This window comes from Rhodopseudomonas rhenobacensis (assembly GCF_014203125.1).
GTDB classification, from domain to species: Bacteria; Pseudomonadota; Alphaproteobacteria; order Rhizobiales; family Xanthobacteraceae; genus Rhodopseudomonas_A; species Rhodopseudomonas_A rhenobacensis.
The window spans coordinates 1-17,846 of sequence record NZ_JACHIH010000004.1 but is presented as its reverse complement, the minus strand read 5'-3'; the positions used below and the strand labels follow the sequence as shown (position 1 = coordinate 17,846).

17 protein-coding genes and 2 pseudogenes are annotated in these 17,846 nt (G+C 65.1%); 13 read left to right on the top strand and 6 right to left on the bottom strand.

All coding sequences use genetic code 11. The features are described 5' to 3' along the window. Positions 1-26 precede the first annotated feature (26 nt). From HNR60_RS05070 to guaB, 3 genes are all read left to right on the top strand, one after another. Positions 27-275 (top strand): hypothetical protein, encoded by a 249-nt coding sequence (locus HNR60_RS05070; RefSeq protein ID WP_184254976.1) that lies wholly within the window; start codon positions 27-29, stop codon positions 273-275. A gap of 153 nt (positions 276-428) precedes the next feature. Beyond that, positions 429-614 carry a hypothetical protein gene (locus tag HNR60_RS05065; protein ID WP_184255517.1) on the top strand — a complete coding sequence of 62 codons (186 nt, stop codon included), beginning with the start codon at positions 429-431 and terminating at the stop codon, positions 612-614. Then, a complete protein-coding gene (guaB, locus tag HNR60_RS05060; protein ID WP_184254974.1) occupies positions 554-2,047 on the top strand; it encodes an IMP dehydrogenase in 1,494 nt (497 codons plus the stop codon). Before HNR60_RS05065 ends, guaB begins: the two co-directional genes overlap by 61 nt. A 278-nt stretch (positions 2,048-2,325) precedes the next feature. Here guaB and adh read toward each other — a convergent pair whose 3' ends face one another. Then, complete coding sequence (gene adh / locus HNR60_RS05055; protein WP_184254972.1) at positions 2,326-3,846, bottom strand: aldehyde dehydrogenase; 1,521 nt, start codon at positions 3,844-3,846, stop codon at positions 2,326-2,328. 355 nt (positions 3,847-4,201) lie between these two features. Between adh and HNR60_RS05050 the strand changes: the two genes are divergently transcribed. Then, on the top strand, positions 4,202-5,236 hold the full coding sequence (locus HNR60_RS05050; protein ID WP_184254970.1) for an NADP-dependent oxidoreductase: 1,035 nt from the start codon (positions 4,202-4,204) through the stop codon (positions 5,234-5,236). Between the two features lie 12 nt (positions 5,237-5,248). On the opposite strand, the gene HNR60_RS05045 is transcribed toward HNR60_RS05050, so the two are convergent. After that, positions 5,249-6,739 (bottom strand): MFS transporter, encoded by a 1,491-nt coding sequence (locus tag HNR60_RS05045; protein WP_184255486.1) that lies wholly within the window; start codon positions 6,737-6,739, stop codon positions 5,249-5,251. Between HNR60_RS05045 and HNR60_RS24375 the strand changes: the two are divergent. From HNR60_RS24375 to HNR60_RS05010, 8 genes and pseudogenes are all read left to right on the top strand, one after another. Next, positions 6,668-6,817 (top strand): annotated as a pseudogene (locus HNR60_RS24375) (helix-turn-helix domain-containing protein); the annotation flags it as partial. The gene HNR60_RS05045 and the pseudogene HNR60_RS24375 overlap by 72 nt on opposite strands. Positions 6,818-6,910: 93 nt before the next feature. Further along, positions 6,911-7,405, top strand: a complete 495-nt coding sequence (locus tag HNR60_RS05040; RefSeq protein WP_347339313.1) for a hypothetical protein — start codon at positions 6,911-6,913, stop codon at positions 7,403-7,405. Positions 7,406-7,466: 61 nt separating this feature from the next. Continuing rightward, entirely contained in the window at positions 7,467-7,889 is a 423-nt protein-coding gene (locus HNR60_RS05035) for an MAPEG family protein (protein ID WP_184254966.1), read from the top strand. A 36-nt stretch (positions 7,890-7,925) separates the two neighbouring features. Next, on the top strand, positions 7,926-9,227 hold the full coding sequence (locus HNR60_RS05030; RefSeq protein ID WP_184254964.1) for an RsmB/NOP family class I SAM-dependent RNA methyltransferase: 1,302 nt from the start codon (positions 7,926-7,928) through the stop codon (positions 9,225-9,227). 169 nt (positions 9,228-9,396) lie between these two features. Continuing rightward, complete coding sequence (gene guaA / locus HNR60_RS05025; RefSeq protein WP_184254962.1) at positions 9,397-11,004, top strand: glutamine-hydrolyzing GMP synthase; 1,608 nt, start codon at positions 9,397-9,399, stop codon at positions 11,002-11,004. Positions 11,005-11,152: 148 nt separating this feature from the next. After that, positions 11,153-11,581 (top strand): hypothetical protein, encoded by a 429-nt coding sequence (locus tag HNR60_RS05020; protein WP_184254960.1) that lies wholly within the window; start codon positions 11,153-11,155, stop codon positions 11,579-11,581. After that, on the top strand, positions 11,578-12,726 hold the full coding sequence (locus HNR60_RS05015; RefSeq protein ID WP_184254958.1) for a hypothetical protein: 1,149 nt from the start codon (positions 11,578-11,580) through the stop codon (positions 12,724-12,726). Before HNR60_RS05020 ends, HNR60_RS05015 begins: the two co-directional genes overlap by 4 nt. A 69-nt stretch (positions 12,727-12,795) precedes the next feature. Then, positions 12,796-13,141 (top strand): annotated as a pseudogene (locus HNR60_RS05010) (glutamine amidotransferase-related protein); the annotation flags it as partial. 48 nt (positions 13,142-13,189) lie between these two features. Here HNR60_RS05010 and recQ read toward each other — a convergent pair. Beyond that, positions 13,190-14,992 carry a DNA helicase RecQ gene (gene recQ, locus HNR60_RS05005; RefSeq protein ID WP_184254956.1) on the bottom strand — a complete coding sequence of 601 codons (1,803 nt, stop codon included), beginning with the start codon at positions 14,990-14,992 and terminating at the stop codon, positions 13,190-13,192. Between the two features lie 142 nt (positions 14,993-15,134). Continuing rightward, positions 15,135-16,010 (bottom strand): SDR family NAD(P)-dependent oxidoreductase, encoded by an 876-nt coding sequence (locus HNR60_RS05000; RefSeq protein ID WP_184254954.1) that lies wholly within the window; start codon positions 16,008-16,010, stop codon positions 15,135-15,137. Positions 16,011-16,276: 266 nt separating this feature from the next. Between HNR60_RS05000 and HNR60_RS04995 the strand changes: the two genes are divergently transcribed. Further along, positions 16,277-16,540, top strand: coding sequence for a GlsB/YeaQ/YmgE family stress response membrane protein (locus tag HNR60_RS04995; RefSeq protein WP_184254952.1), 264 nt, complete (start codon positions 16,277-16,279; stop codon positions 16,538-16,540). 105 nt (positions 16,541-16,645) lie between these two features. Here HNR60_RS04995 and pflA read toward each other — a convergent pair whose 3' ends face one another. Both pflA and HNR60_RS04985 read right to left on the bottom strand, forming a co-directional pair. Continuing rightward, on the bottom strand, positions 16,646-17,449 hold the full coding sequence (pflA, locus tag HNR60_RS04990) for a pyruvate formate-lyase-activating protein (protein WP_184254950.1): 804 nt from the start codon (positions 17,447-17,449) through the stop codon (positions 16,646-16,648). Further along, positions 17,439-17,846, bottom strand: a 408-nt coding sequence (locus HNR60_RS04985) for a glycine radical domain-containing protein (RefSeq protein ID WP_184254948.1), incomplete at its 5' end; no start/stop codon positions are given. The genes pflA and HNR60_RS04985, both read right to left, overlap by 11 nt.

The following is a 17,846-nucleotide window of genomic DNA, read 5'->3' as shown; positions in this document are numbered from 1 at the left end:
CTGCGTGACAACTGGAGGTTTCGCCGATGATCTATCTTCTCGCCGCCGTGCTGCCGCCGCTCGGACTGCTGCTCAACGGCCAGCCGATCTCGGCGGTGTTCAATCTGCTGCTGCTGGTGGTCTGCGTCGTGCTGGGGCTGGTGTTTCATCCGCTGCTGTTCGTGCCGTCGGCGCACGCGCTGATCGCGGTGCGGATGGAGCGCGAAAAGCGCATGCATCGCGAGGTGGTGGAGGCGATCCGCCAGCACGGCCCGCCGCCCGGCTATTCGCGCTGAGCGCACCGTGCCTGTGAACTCGGCCCGCAGCCCGCATTGCGGCGGCGGCGCAACCTGCCGTAGCTGCAGGAGAGGGGCGTCGATCAGGGAAATCGTGAAATCGCTCACGAAGCCGGGATAAGCGGCACAAATCCTTTGAATCCCGCCGGCATCATGCTATCGACCACCGCCAACCCCACCGATGGGCTCGATTCGACGGCGATGCTGACGGCGTCGCTGGCCGGGCTTTTCATCCTCAAGGTCCAGCGCGGCAAATCGGCCGCTGAACGGAGTTGGCAATGGCGTTTGTACAAGCATCTGGTTTTCGTGAAGCTTACACGTTCGATGACGTGCTGCTGAAGCCAGGATTGTCCGACATCTTGCCGTCCGAAGCCGACATCCGCTCGTTCCTCACCAAGACCATTCCGCTCAATATTCCGATCATCGCCTCGGCGATGGATACCGTGACCGAAGCGCGGATGGCGATCGCCATGGCGCAGGCCGGCGGCATCGGCGTGCTCCACCGCAATTTCGACGTCGAGGGCCAGGCCGCGCAGGTCCGCCAGGTCAAGAAATACGAATCCGGCATGGTGGTGAACCCGCTGACCATCGGCCCGGACGCGCTGCTCGGCGAAGCGCTGGCGCTGATGAGCGCGCACGGCTTTTCCGGCATTCCGGTGGTCACCGGCGCCAGCAAGGGCGTGCCCGGCAAGCTGGTCGGCATTCTCACCAACCGCGACGTCCGCTTCGCCACCGATCCGAACCAGAAGATCTCCGAGCTGATGACGCACGAGAACCTGGTCACCGTAGGCGAAGGCGTCAAGCAGGACGAAGCCAAGCGGATGCTGCATCAGCACCGCATCGAAAAGCTTCTGGTGGTCGACGACCAGTATCGCTGCGTCGGGCTGATCACCGTCAAGGACATGGAGAAGGCGGTCGCGCATCCCTTGGCCAGCAAGGACGCGCAGGGCCGCTTGCGGGTCGCCGCCGCCACCACGGTGGGCGAGGGCGGCTTCGAGCGCACCGAGGCGCTGATCGACGCCGGCGTCGACGTCATCGTGGTCGACACCGCGCACGGCCATTCCTCCCGCGTGCTGGATGCCGTCAACCGCATCAAGCGGTCGTCCAATGCGGTGCAGGTGATCGCCGGCAACATCGCCACCCAGGAAGGCGCGCAGGCTTTGATCGACGCCGGCGCCGACGCCATCAAGGTCGGCATCGGCCCGGGCTCGATCTGCACCACGCGGATCGTCGCCGGCGTCGGCGTGCCGCAGCTCACCGCGATCATGGACGCGGTGGAAGCCGCGAAGAAGGCCAACGTGGCGGTGATCGCCGACGGCGGCATCAAATATTCCGGCGACCTCGCCAAGGCGCTGGCGGCGGGCGCCGACATCGCCATGGTCGGCTCGCTCTTGGCCGGCACCGACGAAACTCCCGGCGAAGTGTTCCTGTGGCAGGGCCGCTCCTACAAGGCCTATCGCGGCATGGGCTCGGTCGGCGCAATGGCGCGCGGCTCCGCCGACCGCTACTTCCAGCAGGACATCAAAGACACCTTGAAGCTGGTGCCGGAAGGCATCGAGGGCCAGGTGCCGTACAAGGGCCCGGTCGGCAACGTGGTGCATCAGCTCGCCGGCGGCCTGCGCGCGGCGATGGGCTATGTCGGCGCCAGGACCATCACCGAGTTTCACGACAAGGCGCAGTTCGTCCGCATCACCGGCGCGGGCTTGCGCGAAAGCCACGTCCACGACGTCACCATCACCCGCGAAAGCCCGAACTATCCGGGCGGCGTTTAAGCTCCGCAGCGCGGGGGAGCTGCCAATACGGCGCGGCTTTCACGAGGGTTTTCAGACAACGGAACAGGTCAGGCGCGGGGCAACCCGCGCCTGCTGGCGTTTGAAAACGAGGCCGTCATTCCGGATTGCGAGTTCGTCAGAACGAGCAAGTCCGGAATCCATACTCCTTCAGGGGTTATGGATCCCGGGCTCACTGACGGCTGCGCCGCTCGTGCCCCGGGATGACCATCCTCATTTAAACGTGCTCAATCGCGCATAGCCGCTTTGAAAGCGAGCGGCTAGAAGAACCCCAGCGCCTTGGCCGAGTAGCTGACCAGGATGTTCTTCGTGCTCTGATAGTGATCGAGCATCATCTTGTGGTTCTCGCGGCCGATGCCGGATTGCTTGTAGCCGCCGAACGCGGCGTGCGCCGGATAGGCGTGGTAGCAATTGGTCCAGACTCGCCCGGCGTGGATGGCGCGGCCCATCCGGTAGGCGCGGTTGCCGTTGCGGGTCCACAGTCCGGCGCCGAGGCCGTACAGCGTGTCGTTGGCGATCGCCAGCGCGTCCTCTTCATTCTTGAAGGTGGTCACCGACACCACCGGGCCGAAGATCTCCTCCTGGAACACCCGCATCTTGTTGTGGCCGGCGAAGATCGTCGGCTCGACGTAGTAGCCTTCGGCGATCTCGCCCTCGAGCTGCGCGCGCTTGCCGCCGGTCAGCACGGTGGCGCCTTCCTGCCGGCCGATCTCGAAATAGGACAGGATCTTGTCGAGCTGTTCGGTCGAGGCCTGCGCGCCGATCATGGTCGAGGGATCGAGCGGGTGGCCCTGCTTGATCTTCTTGGTGCGTTCCACCGCGCGTTCGATGAAGCGCTCGTAGATCGATTCCTGCACCAAGGCGCGGCTCGGGCAGGTGCAGACCTCGCCCTGGTTCAGCGCGAACATCGTGAAGCCTTCCAGCGCTTTGTCGAGGTAGTCGTCGTCGTGGTCGAGCACGTCGGCGAAGAAGATGTTGGGCGATTTGCCGCCGAGCTCCAGCGTCACCGGGATGATGTTCTCCGAGGCGTATTGCATGATCAGCTTGCCGGTCGAGGTCTCGCCGGTGAACGCGATCTTGGCGATCCGCTTGCTTTGCGCCAACGGCTTGCCGGTCTCGATGCCGAAGCCGTTGACGACGTTGACGACGCCGGGCGGCAGCAGGTCGGCGATCAATTCCATCACCACCAGAATGCCGAGCGGGGTCTGTTCGGCCGGCTTCAACACCACGCAATTGCCGGCGGCGAGCGCCGGCGCCAGCTTCCAGGTCGCCATCAGGATCGGGAAATTCCACGGAATGATCTGCCCGACCACGCCGAGCGGCTCCTGGAAGTGATAGGCCACGGTATCGGCGTCGATTTCCGAGATCGCGCCTTCCTGCGCCCGCAACACGCTGGCGAAGTAGCGCCAATGGTCGATCACCAGCGGCATGTCGGCATGGGTGGTCTCGCGGATCGGCTTGCCGTTGTCGAGGGTCTCGACCAGCGCCAGCAGGTCGAGGTTGGATTCCAGCCGGTCGGCGATCTTGTTCAAGAGCCGCGAGCGATCCTGCACCGGGGTCTTGCCCCAGGCCTCGCGGGCCTTGTGCGCGGCGTCGAGCGCGAGCTCGATGTCGGCTGCGGAAGAGCGCGGCACTTCGCACAGCTTCTTGCCGGTGACCGGGCTCGGATTATCGAAGTAGCGGCCCTCGGTCGGCGCGACCCATTGCCCGCCGATGAAATTGTCGTAGCGGTCGCGGATCAGGAGCTGCGCGGAAACCTTGTCCAAGGCTTGCTGATACATGGCGTTCGTCCCTTGTGTGGCGCCGTTCGGCGCGCTGGTTTGATTGTCGTTGGGAAGTATCAAGCGCGCGTCGGCCCATCGCACGAACGCGCAAATTTCAGCGCGGCCGCGCGGGCCCGCTGAACGCACCACGCCGTCTCTTGGGGATCGGTCGCGTGCTACCTGGAATTGTGTGCCGACTTGGATTTGGCGTCAACGGTATATTTGATGAGCTACAACGCTGGCGCCAGGAGGACGGGCGCGGGCGTCATTGCTCCGCAGCATAGCGGCCGGCCAAAGCGGCGCCGCCGAATAGCTATCGTCGCGATCCTCGGATAGACAAGGCGCGGCGCCAACAAGAAACCGAGGAAACATCATGTCGCAATCCGCCTCCCGCATCATTCTCGCTTCCCGCCCGGTGGGCGAGCCGTCTCCGGCAAATTTCCGCCTGGAGCAATTTTCAGTGCCGACGCCGGGGGAGGGGCAGGTTCTGCTGCGCACCATCTATCTGTCGCTCGATCCCTATATGCGCGGCCGGATGAGCGAGGGGCCGTCCTATGCGGCGCCGGTGCCGGTCGACGGCGTAATGGAAGGCGGCACCGTGGCCGAGGTGATCGCCTCGCACCATCCGGGCTTTGCCAAGGGCGATTTCGTGCTGGCGCATTCCGGTTGGCAGAGCCACGCGCTGTCCGACGGCAAGGGGCTGCGCAAGGTCGATCCGAAGCGCGCGCCGATCTCGACCGCGGTCGGCGTGCTCGGCATGCCCGGCATGACCGCCTATACGGGCTTGTTGGAAATCGGCAAGCCGAAGGCCGGCGAGACCGTGGTGGTCGCCGCAGCCTCCGGCGCGGTCGGCTCCGCGGTCGGACAGATCGCCAGGATCAAGGGCGCGCGGGCGGTCGGCATCGCCGGCGGCCGTGAGAAATGCGACTACGTCGTCAACGAGCTCGGCTTCGACGCCTGTCTCGACCATCGCGAGCCGGATCTCGCCGCCAAGCTGAAAGAGGCCTGCCCGAAGGGCATCGACGTGTATTTCGAGAATGTCGGCGGCGCGGTGTTCGAGGCGGTGTTTCCGCGGCTCAATCCATTCGCGCGGATTCCGCTGTGCGGGTTGATCGCCGACTACAATACGATCTTCGGCGCCGATACCGCGACGCCGAAATGGGCCAATTCGATCATGCGCGCGATCCTGGTGAAGCGGCTGAATTTCCGCGGCTTCATCGTCTCGGATTTCGCCGCGATGCAGGCCGACTTTCTGCACGACATGTCGCACTGGCTGCGCGAGGGCAAGGTCAAGCACCGTGAATTCGTCACGGAGGGGCTGGCGAGCGCGCCGGCGGCGTTCATCGGCTTGTTGAAGGGCGCCAATTTCGGCAAGCAGCTGGTGCGGGTCGGGCCGGACAATAGCTGAGGCGTGATGCGCTCAGGCGACGGCGCGATATCCGCGCGCGTCGCCTGAGCCGCGGCATCGGCGTCCGGCGAGCAGGGCGCCGATCGCCAGCGCCTGGATCAGCGCCGCGGCGATGAACAGCGCGGGCGCGGCACCCGCCGCCGTCGCGCTTGGTGCAAACTCGCGCAGCAGTCCAAACGCGGCGGGGGCGAAGGCATAGCTCGCCTGCGCGATGGCGACGATCAGCGGCACCACGCGCGATACGTCGCTTGGCGCGAACTCGACCTGGGCGATCAGCGGCGGCAGCGAGGTGGCGTTGCCGATTCCGGCGCCGAACAGCACCACGCCGGCCAGCAGCAGCGGCAAGTTGTCGCCGCCGGCGAGCAGCCAGGCGATCGATCCGGCGATCTGCACAGCGTAGCTCGCACTGGCGACCAGCCGCCGGTCCGCGCGCGGCGGCATCAGCCAGCCGACCAGCGTGCGGCCGGCGATCGCGGAGGCGGTCGCAGCCCCGGCCGCGATGCCGGCGAATTGTGCGCCGAGCGCCGGCACCAGCAGCGTGAACAGGTGGGCCAACAGGCCGATCTGCGCGAACAGCCCAAGCGCCATGCCGGCGGCCAGCGTGATGAAGCGGAGATCCGTCCAGAGGTTTGACGCCGCGCGCGGCCGCGCCGCAGGCATACTGGGGGCCGTCGTCGTCGGTGGTGTTGCATCGCCATCGGGGGCGAGCCCGAGCTGCTGCGGGCTTTGAGCCAAAAACAGCTCGGCAAGAATCCACGTGGCGGCGATCGTCACAACGCCGATGATCGCGGCGGCGAGCGGGAAGCCGAACAGCCCGATGGCCGCGACCCACAGCGGCGAGAATACCACGCCGCCAATGCTGGCGCCGTTATAGGCCATGGCCAGCGCGGCGGGCCGGTTGCGCACGAACCAGGGTGATACGATGGCGTTGACGGCGGCGGCGCCCATCGCCACCCAGCCCGCGCCGCTGAACAGCGTCGCGGCGAACAACTGCCACGGTTGCGCGGCAACGGCCCAGCCGGTCACGCCAACCGCCAGCGCAACCGCACCTGCCTTGGTGATCATCGGCAAGCCAAACCGGCGATACAGCCGCGGCAGGTTGGCGATCACCACTGCGCCCACCAGGAAGTGCACGGTGATGGCGGTGGAGACCAGCGCCAGCGACCAGCCGCGGGTCTCGCGCACGGCATGCAGATAGATCGGCGGACCGTAGAAGCCGAGCCCCCAACCGAACACCGCGATGGTGAAGGCGGCAGCCACCACCCCGCCAGCCGTAGAACGTCGTCGATGTGATCCGGAGCATTTCGCAGCGCCTCTTTCAAAAACTTGGTGCTCACCGTTTGAAGGAAGCAACGTCCGGATGTTACGGCGAAGGCCGAAGCATTCTGCTCGCCGCTGGCCTATGATGCGGCCGATCCAGGGAGGCGGGCGATGGCGAGCCAGGCGATGTTCGCGGAGATTGCGGCGCTGTCCGGCGATCCGGCCCGCGCCAGCATGCTGCATGCGCTGCTCGATGGCCGGGCGCTCACCGCGACCGAATTGGCAAAGGCCGCCGGTGTCACCGCGCAGACCGCCAGCGGTCATCTCGGCCGGCTGACAGCCGCGGGACTGCTCAGTGTCGAGAAGCAGGGCCGGCATCGCTATCACCGGCTGGCCTCGGCGTCGGTGGCGCGGATGCTCGAGAGCATCATGGCGGTGGCCGCCGAATTGCAGCCGGACCGCGCGCGGCTGTCGGTCGGTCCAAAGGACGCGGCGCTGCGGCGGGCACGCACCTGCTACGATCATCTGGCCGGACGGCTCGGCGTTGGGCTCGCCGACGCGATGATCGCGCAAGGTCATGTCGAGCTGACAAATGATGCGGGGATTCTGACCGATCCAGGCATCGCCTTTTTGCGAGACATCGGCGTCGACGTCGCGCCGATTATGGCGCGGCGCACAAGTCGGTCGGGCCGGGTGCTGTGCCGTCCCTGCCTCGATTGGAGCGAGCGGCGGCCGCATCTGGCCGGGGCGCTCGGCGCCGCGCTCTGCGCTCACTGTTTCGACCAAGGCTGGACCCGGCGGCTGGTTGGGACCCGCGCGGTCGTCGTGACGCCCAAGGGCGAGCGCGCCTTTCGAAGTAGCTTTGGCGTCGCGCTCGACGATCGGGGCGGTGAGGTGCGCCGCGGATGATTGTCATCCGCGGGCGCGCTCGTTATAGCGGACCCTCAACACAACCGTGACGGGAGGTCTGATGTCGGTCCAGATGGTGCTGCTGCCGGTGTTCGTGCTGGTCGGATTGACCTTCGCACTGCTGCTCGGGATGGTCTGGGAGCGTCGCCGCGCGCTGCTGTCGCGGCAGACCAAGATCCGCGATATCGCGCTCGGCCAGCCGAACTGGCCGGAACGCGCCACCAAGTTCAGCAATTGCTACGCCAACCAGTTCGAACTGCCGCTGTTGTTCTATGCGCTGATTGCGATCGGGCTGCCGCTGCGGCGCATCGATCTGGTGCTGGTGCTGCTGTCCTGGGTGTTCGTGGTGACGCGCTTTGCCCATGCCGGAATCTTCGTCAGTTCCAACGATCTCGGCCAGCGCTCCAGCTCCTGGCTTGCCGGCGTGCTGGTGCTGCTGGCGATGTGGGTCTATTTCGCACTGCGAATCCTGCTCTTGATCTGATAACGCTCGGCGCCTCCTGGAATTTGAAAGTTTGCTATGACTCCTGCCGCACGGCTGTCCGCAGCCATCGAATTGATCGACGCGATCGACAGCCAGCGCGTTCCCGCGGCGAAGGCGCTGAAAGAATGGGGCACCGCGCACCGCTATGCCGGCTCCGGCGACCGCGCCGCGATCGCCGGCCTGACCTGGGACGTGCTGCGCCGCCGCGCCTCCAGCGCCTGGCTCATGGACAGCGACACCCCGCGGGCGCGGGTGCTCGGCATGCTGAAGCTCGAGCGCGGTCTCGACGCCGCAGCGATCGCCGCACTGTGCGACGGCGGCCGCTTTGCGCCGGAGCCGCTCAGCAACGCCGAGCAGGCGGCGCTGACCTCGCGCACGCTGGACGACGCCCCGCCGCATGTCGCCGGCGATTATCCGGAATGGCTCGACGGCGAGCTCGCCGCGGTGTTCGGCGACGACCGCGTCGCCGAGGCCACCGCGATGGCCAGCCGGGCGCCGCTCGACCTGCGGGTCAATACGCTGAAGGCCAAGCGCGACAAGCTGCTGGGCTCCTTGGCGCATCTTGGCGCCAAGGCGACGCCGTGGTCGCCGCTCGGGCTGCGCATCGAACTCGGCGCCGACGCCCGCAATCCCGGCATCCATTCCGAGGAAGACTTCATCAAGGGCGCCGTCGAGGTGCAGGACGAGGGCTCGCAACTCGCAGCACTGCTGTCCGGCGCCAAGCCCGGCGAGCAGGTGATCGATCTGTGCGCCGGCGCCGGCGGCAAGACCTTGGCGCTGGCGGCGATGATGCAGGGCAAGGGCCGGCTGATCGCGACCGACCACGATAAGCGGCAGCTCGCCCCGATCTATGAGCGGCTGTCGCGGGCCGGCGTGCACAATTGCGACATCCGCACCCCGAAGGGGCCGAATGACACTTTGAGCGACATCAGCGGTTCCGCCGATCTGGTGCTGATCGACGCGCCGTGCACCGGCACCGGCACCTGGCGGCGCAATCCGGACGCCAAATGGCGGATGCGGCCGGGCGCCCTCGAAGTGCGGCTGAAGGACCAGGCCGAAGTGCTCGACCGCGCGGTGCCGCTGGTCAAGCCGGGCGGGCGGATCGCCTACGTCACCTGCTCGGTGCTCGGCCAGGAGAACGGCGCGCAGATCGCGGCGTTCCTGGCACGGCATCCGGAGTTTGCGGTGGTGCCGCTGCAGCAGACCGCCGCGGTGCTGTGGGACAAGGCGGAGGACTTCTTGGCCGCCGCCTTGGTGTCGGAGCAGGGATTGTTGATGACCCCGCGCCGCACCGGCACCGATGGATTCTTCGTCAGCGTGATGAAGAAGGCGGGGTGAGCGGCGCTTGAACTCTGGCGTTGCGTCGGCCTCATTGGCAGCGCGCTTCCTCGCCCCGCTCTTGCGGGGTGAGGTGGTGCCGTGATCGCGGCACTGCCGCAGTCCAATTCGACCGGATCCCGGCCTTTTCCCGGTTGCGAGCGCGCCCCCCATCGCGTAATTCCCTGCCATGACAGCACCCAGCACAACCTCCGCTTCGCCCGTCGATCCGTCGCCGCATGTCGCCGCGGCGCATGACAAGATCCTGATCGTCGATTTCGGCTCCCAGGTGACGCAATTGATCGCGCGACGGGTGCGCGAAGAGGGCGTCTATTCCGAGATCGTGCCGTTCAACAAGGCCGAAGCCGCCTTTGCCGAGATGAAGCCGAAGGCGGTGATCCTGTCCGGCGGTCCGGCCTCGGTGCTGGACGACGATGCCCCGCAGGCGCCGCTGTCGATCCTCACCGCCGGCGTGCCGATCCTCGGCATCTGCTACGGCGAGCAGACGCTGGCCAAGCAGCTCGGCGGCACGGTGGAAGGCGGCCATCACCGCGAATTCGGCCGCGCCCAGATCGAGATCACCGACGACTGCGCGCTGTTCGAGGGCGTCTGGGAGAAGGGCGGCCACTACGACGTCTGGATGAGCCATGGCGACCGCGTCACGCAATTGCCCGAAGGCTTCCGCAGCGTGGCGAAAGCCGCGGGCTCGCCGATCTCGGTGATCGCCGACGACGCGCGGCGATTCTACGCCATGCAGTTTCACCCCGAGGTGGTGCACACCCCGGACGGCGCCAAGCTGATCCGCAACTTCGTCCGCAAGGTCGCGGGCCTCAAGGGCGACTGGACCATGCGGGCGTTCCGCGAGGAGGCGATCGAGAAGATCCGCGCCCAGGTCGGCTCCGGCAAGGTGATCTGCGGGCTAAGCGGCGGCGTCGACTCGGCGGTCGCAGCGGTGCTGATCCATGAGGCGATCGGCGATCAGCTGACTTGCGTGTTCGTCGATCACGGTCTGCTGCGCAAGGACGAGGGCAAGACCGTCGTCGATCTGTTCCGCCACCACTACAACATCCCCTTGGTGCATGTGGACGCCGCCAAACTGTTTCTCGGCGAGCTCGACGGCGTCAGCGATCCGGAGTTGAAGCGTAAGACCATCGGGCGGCTGTTCATCAACGTGTTCGAAGGCGAGGCCAAGATGATCGGGGGCGCCGATTTCCTGGCGCAGGGCACGTTGTATCCCGACGTGATCGAAAGCGTGTCGTTCACCGGCGGCCCGTCGGTGACGATCAAGTCGCACCACAATGTCGGCGGCCTGCCCGAACGCATGAACATGAAGCTGGTCGAGCCGCTGCGCGAATTGTTCAAGGACGAAGTCCGCGTGCTCGGCCGCGAGCTTGGACTGCCCGAAGTGTTCGTCGGCCGCCATCCGTTCCCCGGACCCGGCCTCGCCATCCGCTGCCCCGGCGAGATCACCGAAGAGAAGCTGGAGATCTTGCGCAATGCGGATGCGGTGTACATCGACCAGATCCGCAAGGCCGGGCTCTACGACAAGATCTGGCAGGCGTTTGCCGTGCTACTCCCGGTGAAAACCGTCGGCGTGATGGGCGACGGCCGCACTTATGAGTACGTGGTCGGACTACGCGCGGTCACCTCGACCGACGGCATGACCGCCGACTTCTACCCGTTCGAGATGAACTTCCTCGGTGCCACCGCGACAAGGATCATCAACGAGGTCAAGGGCGTCAACCGCGTCGTGTATGACATCACGAGCAAGCCGCCGGGGACGATCGAGTGGGAGTAGGCCTTCCCGAGCTTGCTGCCTGCGGCGATAGCTTATTCTGAGGAAATAACTAGTGAGCCCGAAACGGTGCGTCTCGACGAATTGATAGGGTGTTGCCGTGTAGTACAATTTCGTTGCAGGGCTTTATGGGGTAGGATAACTTCCAACTATGCAGAAGCTTGCAGTTGAGCCTGATGGAATTGTCTTTGGTTATACCGCTGGTAAAAAGCGAACCTATAAATCTTTAAACTATCATCGTCAGCCGAACCTAAAGCGGGGCAAAACTATTTGGCATACGGCGATTGCTCGAGAGGCAGAGTATACCTATTTCGAGCAATGCGAAGCTGGAGATTGGCTTAGTCCTTCCGGTGATTACTGGTGGGTATCTAAAGACGCAACAACCACAGTTGGGTTGAGCGGCGAGCGGCTAGCATTTTTTCCAGTTTGCTCTAATCACCCCGGCCCGTGGCACGGCTATCCCGTTTCGGCTATCTCCGATCGAGACTACGAAGTGCCGCACGAGCTTATCGATAAATGGGAAGATAGTGCGATTATCGACGATTTGGTTGCCGGCCGCATGCGGAAGGGCAAGCTATGAGGCTGAAGCGGCTTGTTCTGCCGGGGAAGTTTGTAGACGCTTACGTCTACTTTGATTTCGCGTGGCTGTTTTCAAAGGACGGGGTAGTTAGAGCCTTTGATCTCGCAAGATATTGTGAGAAGCGGCTCAACGGCGAAAGTGACGCCGCTGTCGCGCTATTCTCGAATAATCAGTTGTTGCCACAGTATCAAGGAGGACGGGAGGCGTCAGCTCTCACGCAATTGCTCTCGAGTGATGAGGCTATTGAGGTTGCCGCGCCTGATGTCGACAACTTTTCTTATATATTTCGAGCGGGAGCGGGGTGCCGTTCCGTTCTCGATGTACGCTTCTACAACCGTCGTGCTTTTGTCGGCGCCGATAATGGAATCCAGCAGTTTCTCGCTTTAGGGCGGGAAGATCTTCAAGTGAGGGAGATTGGATTTTCTGCTTCCGCGAATTTGCGCCACCAGCGCGTATCTGATTTGCCTGCACGCCAAATCCGGGGGCGACTAGGTGCCGTGGCGGCCGCTTGTGGCCCGGCTGGCGGCGTGGTCGGTTTCGGCGCGGCAACCGACGATCCCAACTGGCGGATTACTTTTAAGCCGTTTGCAGAGCGATGTTTCGGAATTGAACTTAACCAACATGCGGTCTCGTGCATTGCAGGTTCTACCGCTGTTGAGCGGTACGGCGTTAGTGGCCAAAAGGTACAACAGCAGCCAACTAGAGGAGTCTTTCGTGACGACGAACAGGACAGCGTAGAATTAACTGATGTGAAGGGGCGAGACTTCGAACTGCAGGATGCCAAAATCAATCGACGGATTGCCGATTTGCCGGGCGCGAACCGTACGTTTCTGTTTAAGGACACGCTGTGGGTATTGGCTGATGATGGCTTCTATTACTTCCGTCTCGCACAAAATGACGAACGACCAGTGTCGCGTTTCGTGAAAATGACCAAGCCTCCTGAGCGTGTCTTATCTGCTTCAGGTAGCAAGGCCGGAATAATAGTTGAGTCCGACGATCAGGTCTTCGTTCTGAACCAAAATATATGGCGCACTTTGCTCTCTGAGCCCGTTCATTCGGTGCGGGGCTATCCGAGTTCAAAGCGCTTCCAGCACTTGATTACGGCGGTGACACGAGATCGCGTAGAGCTTACGGCCATTCTTTGAATGAACGCCGTTTCGAGCGCTAGTTTGGGGGCGTAGCGCGATTGTCCGGCCTTCAAGCTACGAACTCGGGCCGGGGTGCCGATCCTCGGCATCTGCTACGGCGAACAGACGCTGGCCAAGCAGCTCGGCGGCACCGTGGAGGGCGGCCATCACCGCGAATTCGGTCGCGCCCACATCGAGATCACCGACGACTGCGCGGTGTTCGAAGGCGTCGGGGCAGAAGGGCGGAGAATACGAGGTCTGGATGAGCCATGGCGACCGCGTCACGCAATTGCCGGAAGGTTTTCGAGGCGTGGCGAAAGCCGCGGGTTCACCGATCTAAGTGATCGCCGACGACGTTCGCAAATTCTACGCCATGCAGTTTCACCCCGAAGTGGTGCACACCCCGGACGGCGCGAAACTCCTACGCAATTTCGCTGCCTTGCGGCAGAACGCTCGGCCCACCCCTCCGCCATGACTTGAGCTAGCCGCCGTGCTCGGCAATCACCGCGAGAAAGGCGGCGCCGTAGCGATCCAGTTTGGCTTCGCCGACGCCCGGGACCTTCGCCAGCTGGGACCGCGAGCCGGGACGCGCGGCGGCCATTTCGATCAGCGTCTTGTCGTGGAAGATCACATAGGGCGGCACGCTTTGCATGCGGGCCAGTTCGGTGCGCTTCTCACGCAGCGCCTGGAACAGCGTCTGGTCCACATCGGGCAGGGCGGTCGAGGCCTGGGCGCGGACCCCCTTGGCCTGCGTGGCGCGCGGCTTTGCCGGCACGCGCAGCATCAGCACCGGCTTTTCGCGCAGGAACCGGCGGCCCGCTTCGGAAATCGACAGTCCGCCGTGACCCGTCATGTCGACGTCGATGAGGCGAAGCGCGATCAGCTGGCGCAGGATCGCCCGCCAGGTGCGGCTGTCGTGCTCCTTGCCGATCCCGAAGGTCGAGATGCGGTCGTGGCCGGACTGGGTCACACGGTCGTCCGCGACGCCCAGCAGCACCTGGACGATGTAGGCCTGGCCGAAGCGCTCGCCGGTCCTGTAGATGCAGGACAGCGCCTTCTGCGTCGCGATCGTCCCGTCGAAGCGTTTGGGCGGCTCCGCGCAGGTGTCGCAGTTTCCGCAAGGCTCGGAATGATCGCCGAAATACGACAGCAGCACCTGGCGGCGACAGCCCGCCGTCTCGGCGAGCCCCAGCAGTGCGTCCAGCTTCTGCCGCTCCATGCGCTTGCGTTGCTCCGGGGCGTCGGACTCCTCGATGAAGCGGCTGCGCAGCGCGATGTCGTCGTGGCCATACAGCATCAGCGCGTCCGACGGCAGACCGTCGCGACCGGCGCGCCCGGTCTCCTGGTAATAGGCCTCGATGCTGCCGGGCAGATCGAGATGCGCGACGAAGCGGACGTCGGGTTTGTCGATGCCCATGCCGAACGCGATGGTGGCCACCATGATGACGGCCTCCTCGCGCTGGAAGCGGGTCTGGTTGGCCTGGCGCTGCGCCTTGTCCATGCCGCCGTGGTAGGGCAGCGCGGTGTAGCCCTGCTCGCAGAGCCAGGCGGCGGTCTCTTCGGTCTTTCGCTTCGACAGGCAGTAGACGATGCCGCTTTCCTGCGCGTGCTGTGTCAGGAAACGCTTCAGCTGCGCCCGCGGATTGTCCTTCTCGGCCATCGCGTAATGGATGTTGGGGCGGTCGAAGCCGGCGATGAAGGCATCGCTCTCGGCGATCTTGAGATGCGACAGGATCTCGCCGCGCGTCGGCGCGTCGGCCGTCGCCGTCAGCGCCATCCGTGGCGTGTCGGGGAATTGCGTGACGAGGGCGTCGAGTTGACGGTAGGAGGGGCGGAAATCATGCCCCCATTGCGACAGGCAATGCGCTTCGTCGATGGCGATCAGCGACAGCTTCGTGCGGCGAAGCAGCTCCAGAATGTCGGGTCTGAGCAGCGTCTCCGGCGCGACGTAAAGCAGATCGAGCGCGCCGCTCGAGATGTCGCGCCACAGCGCGTGTCGCTCGTCGCCCTGCAGGTCGGAATTGAGCGCGGCGGCGTTCACGCCGGCCTGCCGCAGCGCCGCCACCTGATCGGCCATCAGGGCGATCAGCGGCGAGACGATCAACCCCATGCCGGGCCGGGCGATCGCGGGGATCTGGTAGCAGAGCGATTTGCCGCCGCCGGTCGGCATCAGAACGAAGGCGTTGTTGCCGGCCATGACATGGTCGACGATGGCGGCTTGCGGTCCGCGAAAGGCGTCGTAGCCGTAGACGGTTTTCAGGATGTGCAGGGGCTGGGCGGTCACGGCGGCCAATCGACGCCAAACGTGGCGAAAACACCAGGAGAATTCTTCGGTCTGGTTTTCCTATAGAATCCACGGCGAGGGGCGGTCAACCTGGCGGTCCGGCCTGCGTGGGATCCGGCGCCGAGCGGCCGGCAGCGATTCGTCAGCCGTCTGCCGCAACGGGCTCGGCGGTCAGGGCTTCGCTGAGCTGCCACAGACGCCGGTTCGCCTCCGCGTCGCGCGCCTGGGCGGGCGCCGGGATGTTCTTGCGGTTGCCGAAATACTGACCGCTGACGTTCGCCAGTTCCGGGGCGTTGGCGAGATACAGCACGCGGCGCGCCGCCTTCTCGGGCGACGGGATCGCCCAGCCGAACAGCCGGGCAAACAACTTCAGCAAGACGCCCTGGGCGCCATCGGTGCCGCCCAAATTCGATCTGAACACGCCTGGGAAGACGCAGTTGACTGTCACGCCGGAGCCCTGCAGCCGGCGCGCCAATTCGAAGGTGAAATGCAGATTGCCAAGCTTGGATTGGCCATAGGCCTGCAGCATGCGGTAGGGGCGCCGCTCCCAATTCAGATCGTCGAAATCCATCGCGGTGTCGATGCGGGTGCCGACATTGACGATCCGCGCCGGCGCGCTGGCTTTAAGTAGATCGAGCAGCAAAGTGGTGAGCAGAAACGGGCCGAGGTGGTTCGCGGCCAACGCACATTCGATGCCCCGTGGGCTGATCCGCCGTTCGGCAAAGGCGGTGCCGGCATTGTTCACCAGCAGGTGCAGGCGGTCGAAACGGTCGAGCACCGCCCGCGCCAGAGCGCGGATCGCGGTCTGGTCGGCGAGGTCGGCGACGAACAGATGCAGATCGTCGTTGCCGGTGGCGGCGCGGATGTCGGCGAGCGCCCGCTCGCCGCGGGCGCGGTCGCGCACCACCAGGCCGACGCGCAGTTGCTCGGCCGCCAAGGCCGCGGCGACGGCTTTGCCGAGGCCGGAATTGGCGCCGGTGACCAAAGCGGTGCGTTTGCCTTCAGCGCCTTTGGTCATCGGTTGTTTCCGCCTCGCCGGATGCAGGGCTCGATCTTAACTCGCGGTCTTGCAAGCGGAGAGTTACGCGAACCGGCTGGGTCGGCAACCCTCCAATTTGGTGGGTTGGGATTGGGCAAGCTCGGCGGTGACCGCAAAATTGTGCGAATGACCGAAGCCGAGCCCGCCGTTTAGTCGAGGGCCGGCGTGCGACTGGCGCTTCGCTCGGAACCTATCTGTCGGCCTGACGTTTGCCCGCCAGTTCTTCTCGATTTCACGGAGTAGTCATGGGCATTCTTTGGACCATCATCATCGGTTTCGTCGCCGGCGTCATCGCCAAATTCCTGATGCCGGGCGACAACGAGCCATCGGGCTTCATTCTGACGACGATCCTCGGCATCGTCGGCGCATTCGTCGCCACCTATCTCGGTCAGGCGCTGGGCTGGTACGGGCCGCAACAGGGCGCGGGACTGATCGGCGCGGTGGTCGGCGCGGTCATCGTGCTGCTGGTCTATGGCTTCGTGGCCGGCCGCCGTCAGCGGGCGATCTGAGCTCGCCCTCAGGGCGCAGCGATGGGCATGTGAAGGACGACCGGCGGCTGATCCCAGCTGCCGGGTTGTCGCTGTTCGGAGGGTTATTTTCCGCCAGCCGCCGCCTTACGTCGTCAGCAAACCCTGGCTGCGGAACGCGGCGCGGGTGCGGGCGAGCAGCTCCTGCGATGGCGGTTCGGTATCGCCGAGGCGATACGGCACGCCGACGTCGGCCCATTTGAACGCGCCCATGTTGTGGAACGGCAGCACGTCGACGCGCTCGACATTGCCGAGGGCGCGGGCGAACGCAGCCAAGCCCTCGATCTCGTCGAATTTGTCGGTGAGGCTGGGCACCAGCACGTAGCGCAGCCACACCGGCTTGTTCATCGCGGCGAGGCGGCGGGCGAACACCAGCGTCGGCTCCAGCGCGACGCCGGTGAGGGCGTGATAGGTCGCCTCAGAAAACGCCTTGATGTCGAGCAGCACCAGATCGACGTCGGCGAGCAGATAGTCGTCGGCGTGGGCGCCGAGAAAGCCCGCGGTGTCGAGCGCGGTGTGCAGCCCCATCTCCTTGCAGCCGCGCAGGATGGCGTGGGTGAAGTCCGGCTGCACCAGCGGCTCGCCGCCGCTCAGCGTCACGCCGCCATGGGCGTGCATCAGGAATTTGGTGTAGGCGGCGATGTCGCGCAGCACCTCGCGCGAATTGGTCGGCTTGCCGTGGTGCATGTGCCAGCTATCGGGATTGTGGCAATACTGGCAGCGCAGCAGGCACCCGGCCAGGAACAAAACATAACGAATCCCCGGACCGTCGACGGCGCCGCCGATCTCGGTGGAATGCACCCAGCCGTTGATGGCCGGGCGCACGGCGCGCAAACCCGAAGGTTTGCGCGCCGCGGTGGCGTAACCGGCGTTGGCCTGGTCAGTGTACACTGTGGAAGGTCCGAGAGATGACGTCGAGCTGCTGCTCGCGCGTCAGTTTGGTGAAGTTCACCGCGTATCCGGAGACCCGGATGGTGAGCTGCGGATACAGTTCCGGATGATCCATCGCGTCCAGCAAGGTTTCGCGGTCGAACACGTTGACGTTGATGTGGTGGCCGCCTTGCGCGAAGTAACCGTCGAGCAGGCCGGTCAGGTTGTCGACGCGGTCGGCGTCCTGGGCACCCAGCGCCGAAGGCACGATGGTGAAGGTGTAGGAGATGCCGTCCTGCGAATGCGCGTAGGGCAGTTTCGCGACCGACGCCATCGAGGCCACCGCGCCCTTGACGTCGCGGCGGTGCATCGGGTTGGCGCCCGGCGCGAACGGCTCGCCTGCCTTGCGGCCGTCCGG